Annotated in this window: 6 protein-coding genes; 1 reads left to right on the top strand and 5 read right to left on the bottom strand. The window is 68.0% G+C overall.

Going from position 1 to position 6,942, the window contains the following annotated elements; translation table 11 throughout:
• From GTP90_RS34135 to GTP90_RS34120, 4 genes are all read right to left on the bottom strand, one after another.
• On the bottom strand, window positions 1-576 hold a 576-nt coding region (locus GTP90_RS34135; RefSeq protein WP_161087682.1), incomplete at its 3' end, for a hypothetical protein.
• A gap of 7 nt (window positions 577-583) precedes the next feature.
• Complete coding sequence (locus GTP90_RS34130) at window positions 584-742, bottom strand: hypothetical protein (protein WP_161087681.1); 159 nt, start codon at window positions 740-742, stop codon at window positions 584-586.
• A gap of 135 nt (window positions 743-877) precedes the next feature.
• A complete protein-coding gene (locus GTP90_RS34125; protein ID WP_161087680.1) occupies window positions 878-2,035 on the bottom strand; it encodes an esterase-like activity of phytase family protein in 1,158 nt (385 codons plus the stop codon).
• On the bottom strand, window positions 2,035-4,488 hold the full coding sequence (locus GTP90_RS34120) for a TonB-dependent receptor domain-containing protein (protein ID WP_161087679.1): 2,454 nt from the start codon (window positions 4,486-4,488) through the stop codon (window positions 2,035-2,037). The genes GTP90_RS34125 and GTP90_RS34120 overlap by 1 nt, the downstream gene beginning before the upstream one ends.
• 250 nt (window positions 4,489-4,738) lie before the next feature.
• Between GTP90_RS34120 and GTP90_RS34115 the strand changes: the two genes are divergently transcribed.
• The gene (locus GTP90_RS34115; protein WP_161087678.1) at window positions 4,739-5,497 is read left to right on the top strand and encodes a GntR family transcriptional regulator; all 759 of its coding nucleotides are present in this window, start codon (window positions 4,739-4,741) and stop codon (window positions 5,495-5,497) included.
• 15 nt (window positions 5,498-5,512) lie between these two features.
• On the opposite strand, the gene GTP90_RS34110 is transcribed toward GTP90_RS34115, so the two are convergent.
• Window positions 5,513-6,850: an NCS2 family permease gene (locus tag GTP90_RS34110; RefSeq protein ID WP_161087677.1), complete on the bottom strand. Its 1,338-nt coding sequence runs from the start codon at window positions 6,848-6,850 to the stop codon at window positions 5,513-5,515.
• Window positions 6,851-6,942 lie beyond the last annotated feature (92 nt).

Here is a 6,942-nt window from a genome sequence, read left to right as displayed (position 1 = left end):
GCGCAGCTCGGACAGCGTGCCGGCGCCGGCGGCGCCGTCGTCGAGCGTGGACAGCGCCGCCTCGAAGGCCAGCGCCTGACGTTGGCCTTCGTCGATGGCGGCGCCATGACGCCCGTGCAGGTCCGCCTCCATCGCGTCGAGCCGGGCGCCGAGGCGCGCGCGCTGCCCGGCGCCCTCGTCAGGCTGCTGTTCCAGCAGCTGGCGGGCCTGCTCCAGCAGCGTGTGCTGTTGCAGCGGGTCCTGCGGCCCGCGCCGCCATGGATGCGCATCGTCTTCGGCGTCGGACAGTCTTTCAATCAGCTGCGCCGCCGCCGTGCGCAACGGCGTTTCGGCATCGTCATGCTCGGCGGGCTGCTGCAGCTGCGCCAAGGTGCGCGACAGGCGACGCGGCAGCGGCGTGCGCACCTTGTGGGCGTGCCCGTGGTGGGCCGCCATGCCGGCCAGGTCGTCGAAATCGGCCTTGCCCATGGTCTTGCTGTCGCCGGCGCCGGGTGTGGCCACGGACGCGGCGGCCTCCTGCGCCAGCGCCTGCGCGGCCGCCAGCGCCGGTGGAAGTGTCATCGATGGGATGGGCATGATGTGGCTACAGCGCTCGGAAATCGGCGGCAGCCTTGCGGCCCAGGATACGGCGCCGGCCAGGGCCGGCCTCCGCGTCGGGATCGGGCGCCGGCAGGATGGCGCCGGGCGTGTTTGATGAAAAACCTGATGCGTGTCGTGACGATGCCATGGTGTCGATGCGCACGCCGCTCGCCGGGGACCTCTCCGCGCGGGCTGTCGGCGTACCCTCCTTGATCAATGATGCCGGCATCGTCCCGGTGACGAGCCCCTTGCCGCCATATGTGCGCGGCCGGGGGCGCCTGGTTCCATGCAATCGGCGCTATCGGTCGGGCGGCAGCGATACATCGAACAACAGCAACTGCGTCAACCGTCCCTGGCCGAAATCGTCGTCGGAAACCATGACGAGACTGCGGTGACCGTTGGGCAACAGCGGTCCCCAGCTCATGCCTTCCAGATTGTCCACGCGCTCCACGGCCAGCGTGTCGAAATTCAGCAGTAATCGTTTGCGCAGCGGCGTGTAGGCGGCGGCCGCCAGTGCCGGGTAGCCCGAGACATCGGTGCCGCCGTCCAGCTGCGCCAGGTACAAGCGGATATGGAAGTTGAATTGGCCATCGGCGTCCTGCACGCCGGAGCGCTCCAGCACCAGCAGATGACGGGCATCGACCGTCAATATCTCGGAGACGCCGTTGTCGGCAAAGCGGCCGGGCGCCGGTACACCCTGCACCGGGTCGAGCGGATAGGCATATTGCGCCAGCACCTTGCCGCTCCGGTCAAGTTGCGTCACCCGGCTGACGGCGCCGTGCGACGGCGTCGCCACCGGCCCATCCTGATACAGCGGCGCCTCCATGGCCAGCCACAGCGAGCGCCCGTCCGGGGCGAACGTCAGTCCCTCGAACACGAGATTGTTGCGTGGCCCGCTGCTGTGGTCCGGCGCCAGCCTGAACATGGCGGGCAGCGCCAGCGTGGCGCGGCATGCGCCATCCGCGCCGGCCTGGCGCACGAATGGCGGCAGGCCCAGCGTGCCATGGCCTTCGCTGGCATACCAGACGCCATCGCCGAGCGGATCGAAACGGATGGCTTCGATGTCGGCCACCTCGCCCCCCTGCGACGGCAATTGCGCCGGCGAGGGATAGCGGTCGCCCGACGGCTGCCGCAACACATGCACGGACTCCAGCGTGAGCGCGCGGAACCGGCTGTCGTCGTAGTCCAGCCGGGCCGCGTAAAACCGCGCCGGGCCATGTTCGGAGCGGTCGTCGCTGACCATGATCCAGCCGCCGCTGCGCGCATCGTAATCGATGCCGGACAGGCCGCCCACCACCGTGTCCTGAAAGACCTGCCCGTGCGGAATGCGCTGCTCGCCGATCAGCCGCACGCCCGCCTGCGCCACGGTGGCGGGCGGCGTCGCGCAGGCGGCCAACGAGGCCGCCAGCAGCGCGGCCATGGCGCCGGCCGCGCGGCCGCGACCGGACCTGCCCATCAGAACTTCACCCGCATCGAGGCAAAGAACGTGCGCGGACTGCCGAGGAAATAGCGGCCGGTGCTCAGCGGATTCGAACTGGTCAGCTCCGCCCCCACGCCGCCGAGATAGCGGCGATCGAACAGGTTGTCGACGTTGACGGCGAATTCGGTGCGGCTGCCATGGCCGAACAGGCTGCCGGCCGGCTTGTAGGTCAGGTTCAGGCCCACCAGCGTGTAGGCCGGCATGTACTGGCGCGGATAGAGCGCCGGACCGCCGCTGATGACCGTATTGACCACGTCGCCATAAGTGCCCGCCGCTTCGCCCACGTAATGGGCGTTGGCCGACAGGCGCCACGCGGTCGCGGGCTTCCAGGTCGCTTCGGCGAAGGCGCTGCGGCGCGGCGCGCCCAACACCGGATCGCCGGACTTGATGCCTTCGGCCGGCGTGTCGCCGACATAGTGCGCATTGTTGTACGACAGGTTGGCGTACAGCTCGTAGCGGCTTGCGCTGGCGCGCAAGGTCAGCTCCACGCCCCTGGAGCTGATGCCGCCCTGGTTGGCAAAGGTGGTGGTGGCGTCGCGCGAGAAGATGTCGCCGTTCGGATTGCCGTTCTGGATGGAGATGCGGTCGCGATAGTCGATCGTGTAGGCGCTCAGCGCGGCGCCGTAGCCGTCGTCGCTGGTCCAGCGCACGCCGACGTCCTTGTTGACCGAGGTTTCAGGCTTGATGCCGTTCCTGGAATCGACTGCGGCCGTGCCCTCGAAGACCGCATCCGGGATGGCGCTGAAGTTCTTCGAGCCGCTGGCGAACACTTCCCAGTCCTGATTCAGCCGGTACAGCGCGGCCACCTTCGGCAGCAAGCCGGAACTGACCTTCAGCGAGCGCACGCCGGCAAATTCCACCGGCGAGGAATAGTCCTCGCTGAAGCGCTGATAGGTCGCGCCCAGGTCGAGTTCCAGCCTGCCGTCGAGCAGGTCGAGTTTATCCTGCGCATACGCCATCGTGGTGTCGGACGAATAGTGGCGGTCCTGGGTGACGGAATATGGCGCGCTGCCGTCGAAGGCGCCGCTCACCTTGGGATCGGAGGCGGCGAACCAGTTGCGGATCTTCTCGCGCCCGGTGCGCTCGAACCAGCCGCCGACGCGGATGCGCTGGTAGTCGCCCAGCGTGGCGGCAGCCTCGGCCAGCGTGCCTTTGCGGTCGATGCTGTTGTCGCTGCGGCGCGTGCTCGCTTCGCGCGCGCCCCACTGGCCGACCGGATTCATCGCATACTTGGCGGCGCCCGGACAAGCTGCCGCGCTCAACGCCGCCGCGCTGGAGCCGGCCGGTATCGTCACCGCGCCGACCGGAATCAGCGCGCCGGTGGCGGTGCGCTGATACTGGTTCCGGTAGCACTCCTGCACCACCGCCGTCGGCTTGCCGCCCGGCGCCACCGTGCTATAGACCTTGCCATCGGCCGGCAACTGCAGATACGGCACATAGAACCAGCCATTGCCGTCCTGCTTGTGCCAGTATGGCTTGAGCGTGAACTTGCCTGTTTCTCCGAAACGCTGCGTCCAGTCGATGTGCATCAGCGTATCTTCGCTGTTGATGCCGCGCGTGCCCCGATAGTTCTGGTCGATGGCGGGATTGCCGGTCCACTGGTCGGTCAGGCCGTCCGTGTCGGGATTGCCGCGGAAGGTCGCCTTGTACAACCTGGACGACTCGGCCAGCAAGGCCACCGCGTCGTAATCGTTGTCGCTGAACTTGTTATAGCTGACGGTGCCGCGCAGGCTGGAACCGCCGCCCAGATCCTGCAGCACGCGGGCGTCGATGTGGCGGCGCGTGTTGCGGCCGGATTCATCGCCCGGCCAGGTGCGCACGTACTCGTGGGAATAGTCGAGGTAGGCGCTGGTGCCGCCGGCCGACTGGCCGGTATCGACGCGCACAAACCCGCGCCGGTAGCCATAGGCGCCGCCCGCCGCTTCCAGCTCGCCGCCGCGCTGGCGGGCCGGATCGCGCGTCTTGAAGTCGATGTAGCCGCCCAGCGCCTGGTTCGACGGCGTGCCCAGGTCGCCGGCGGTCTGCGATACCTCCACCCGCACCAGGTTGGCCGGGTCGAGCAGGCGGTTGGGCATGGTGCCGCCGTTGGACAAGGTCGAACCGTTCGGAATGCCGTCGACCGACACGCCGATCTGCTCCTTGTTGAAGCCACGCATGGTCAGGCGCATCGAGAAGCTGCCGGTCAGCGCATCGCTGGAGCTGACCTGCATGCCCGGCACCCGCGCCAGCAACTTGAGCGGATCGATGCCGGCCGGCTGCTCCGCGATCACCGCCTGATCGATCACGCTGTTGGCGCGCGCCTCGCCCTTGCCCAGCGCCTGCCCGGTCACCGGCACCACCGTCGGCGCGTCCGCCTGCGCGTGCGCCGGCCCCGCCCATTGCAACATGGCTGCCGATCCCGCCGCCAACACCCCTAGTCTTGCGTACATACTTTTCCCCTATCGTTGATATTGCGGCGGACCGCGCTGTTCACTGCGCCGACAAGGCTACAGTGGTACGTACCATTTATCAACAAAAAAATGGAGGTATTTCATATGTATGCCTTTATTTAAAGACGATTGCCGGTTCCATGAAAGTTGTTTATTATCTGGTACGTACCGTTGTAATTGAACCGTCACATTTCAGGCGGATTCCGGCAAACTGGCGCCGGGATGCGCCTCAATTCGTTATACTAATGACATGCGATCACGAACCACCGACACCACCGCCGCGCCCCGGCCGGCGCCACCGCTATATGTGCAGTTGGCGGAAACCCTGAAGCAGCTCATGGAATCGGGGAAAATCGGCGCCCGCGAAGCAATGCCGGCCGAGCGCGAGCTGGCCGCCACCTACCAGGTCAGCCGCGATACGGTGCGCAAGGCCATCCGGCTGCTGGAAGAACAGGGACTGCTGTACAGCGATCAGGGCCGCGGCACGTTTGCCGCGCCGGAATCGGTGCGCCAGATGTCGCGCTTTCTGGACAGTTTTACCGAGGACACCGTCAAGCGCGGCGGCGTGCCCGGCCAGACCATCCTCAGCATGGAGACCGTCGGCGCCAACATGGCCATCGCCAGCCTGCTGCACGTGCCGCAGGACCAACCGCTGCTGCGCATCCGGCGCGTGCGCCTGATGAACGGCAAACCTGTCGGCCTGCAGGATTCCCATCTGCGGCTGCCGGACGGCGCCCGGCTGGAACAGAAGGAGCTGGAACAGGCCGGCTCGCTGTACCGCATCCTGGCCGACAAATTCGGCATCCACCCTTCGGAAAGCCTGGAGAGCGTGGGCGCGGTGGCGGCCCAGCCGGAAGACGCAAGGCTGCTGGGCGTGGCGGCAGGCACGCCTCTGCTGCTGTGCGAGCGCGTCATGCTGTCCGACCGCCGCGAACTGGTCGAATACTGCGAAATGAAATACGCCCCGCCCTACCGCTACAAGAGCCGCATCAGCAAGGGCAGCATCTAGCGCGGGCGCCGCCGGTCAGCCGATGGCGCCGCGCAGGGCCAGATAGAGCGCGAACACGGCGTCCAGACCCAGCATCATGCAGCCCGGCCAGCGGCGGCGGGCCAGCAGCATCAGCGTGTATGCAAAGCAGCCCAGCGTCAGCGCCACCATCAGGTCGGCGCTGCAGGCAGTCACCAGCAACATCAGCAAGGGCGGCAGATAGTTTTCCGGGGTGCTGGTGTCGAGTTCGCGCAATCCGTCCAGCATGCACACGCCGACGATCACCAGCACCGGCGCCGTGGCGCAGGCCGGTATCACCGTCAGGATCGGCGCGCAGAACAAGGCCAGGCCGAACAGCGCCGCCACCACCACGCCGCTCAGCCCCGTGCGGCCGCCGGCTTCGACCCCCGCCACCGATTCCACGTAGGCGGTGACGGTGGAGGTGCCGACGGCCGCGCCGATCACGCTGCCCAGTGCGTCCGAGGCGAACGCCGCCCGCGCGCGCGGCAAGTCGCCATCGGGCAGCAGCAGGCCGGCGCTGCGCATCACGCCGAACAGCGTGGCCGTGCCGGCGAAAAATTCGATCAGCAGGAAGTACAGCGTCACCGGCAACAACAGCATGAAGTGCGACGCCAGGCCGCGGAAGTCCGGCGCAAACAGCAGCTCGCCGGTGAACGACGGCAGCCCAAACCAGCGGGCCGGCATGGCGGTCAACGGCCGCCCGCCGGCGTCGGCAACGAACAATCCCAGCGCGCTCACCGTCAGCATCGTCAACAGGAAGGCGCCGGGCACGCGCAGCACCAGCAGCATGGCGGTGAGCAGGACGCCGCCCAGCGTCAGCCAGGCCGCGCCGTCGTGCAGGCGCGAGAACGCCACCAGGCTGGCGCCGTCGGCCACCAGCAAGCCGCCGCTGCGCAAGCCCAGCCAGGCGATGAAAACGCCGATGGCGCACTGCATGCCCAGCTTGACCGGCTCGGGGAAGGCCGCCACGATGCGCGCCCGCCATCTGGTCAGCGACAGCGCCAGGAAGACCAGCGCATTCAGCAAGACCATCGCCAGGCCGGTCCGCCAGGGCACGCCCATCTGCAGCACCAGCACTTGCGCAAACACGATATTGGTGCCCATGCCAGGCGCCAGCGCGATCGGCAGATTGGCCCACAGCGCCATCACCAGCGTGGCGGCCATGGCCGACAGCACGGTGGCCAGGAACAGGCCGTCGCGATCCATGCCGGCGCCGGACAGGACCAGCGGATTGACCACCAGGATGTAGCTCATGGCGGCAAACGTGGTGCAGCCGGCGAGCGCCTCGCGCGCCACCGTGGAGCCGCGCGCGCTCAATTGGAAGCGACGGTCCAGCCGTTCGGCCAGCTTCATGCCGTTTCCTTGTGCAGGGCGAGCACCGCCTCCACCTGCGCCCGGGTGGGCAGCGCCGCGCGGGCGCCGGTGGCGGTGACGGCGATGCTGCC

Origin of the sequence: Duganella vulcania (assembly GCF_009857655.1) — a bacterium.
GTDB classification, from domain to species: domain Bacteria; phylum Pseudomonadota; class Gammaproteobacteria; order Burkholderiales; family Burkholderiaceae_D; genus Rugamonas; species Rugamonas vulcania.
Note: the sequence above shows the minus strand (reverse complement) of the source record. Positions and strands in the feature narration are given on the sequence as shown.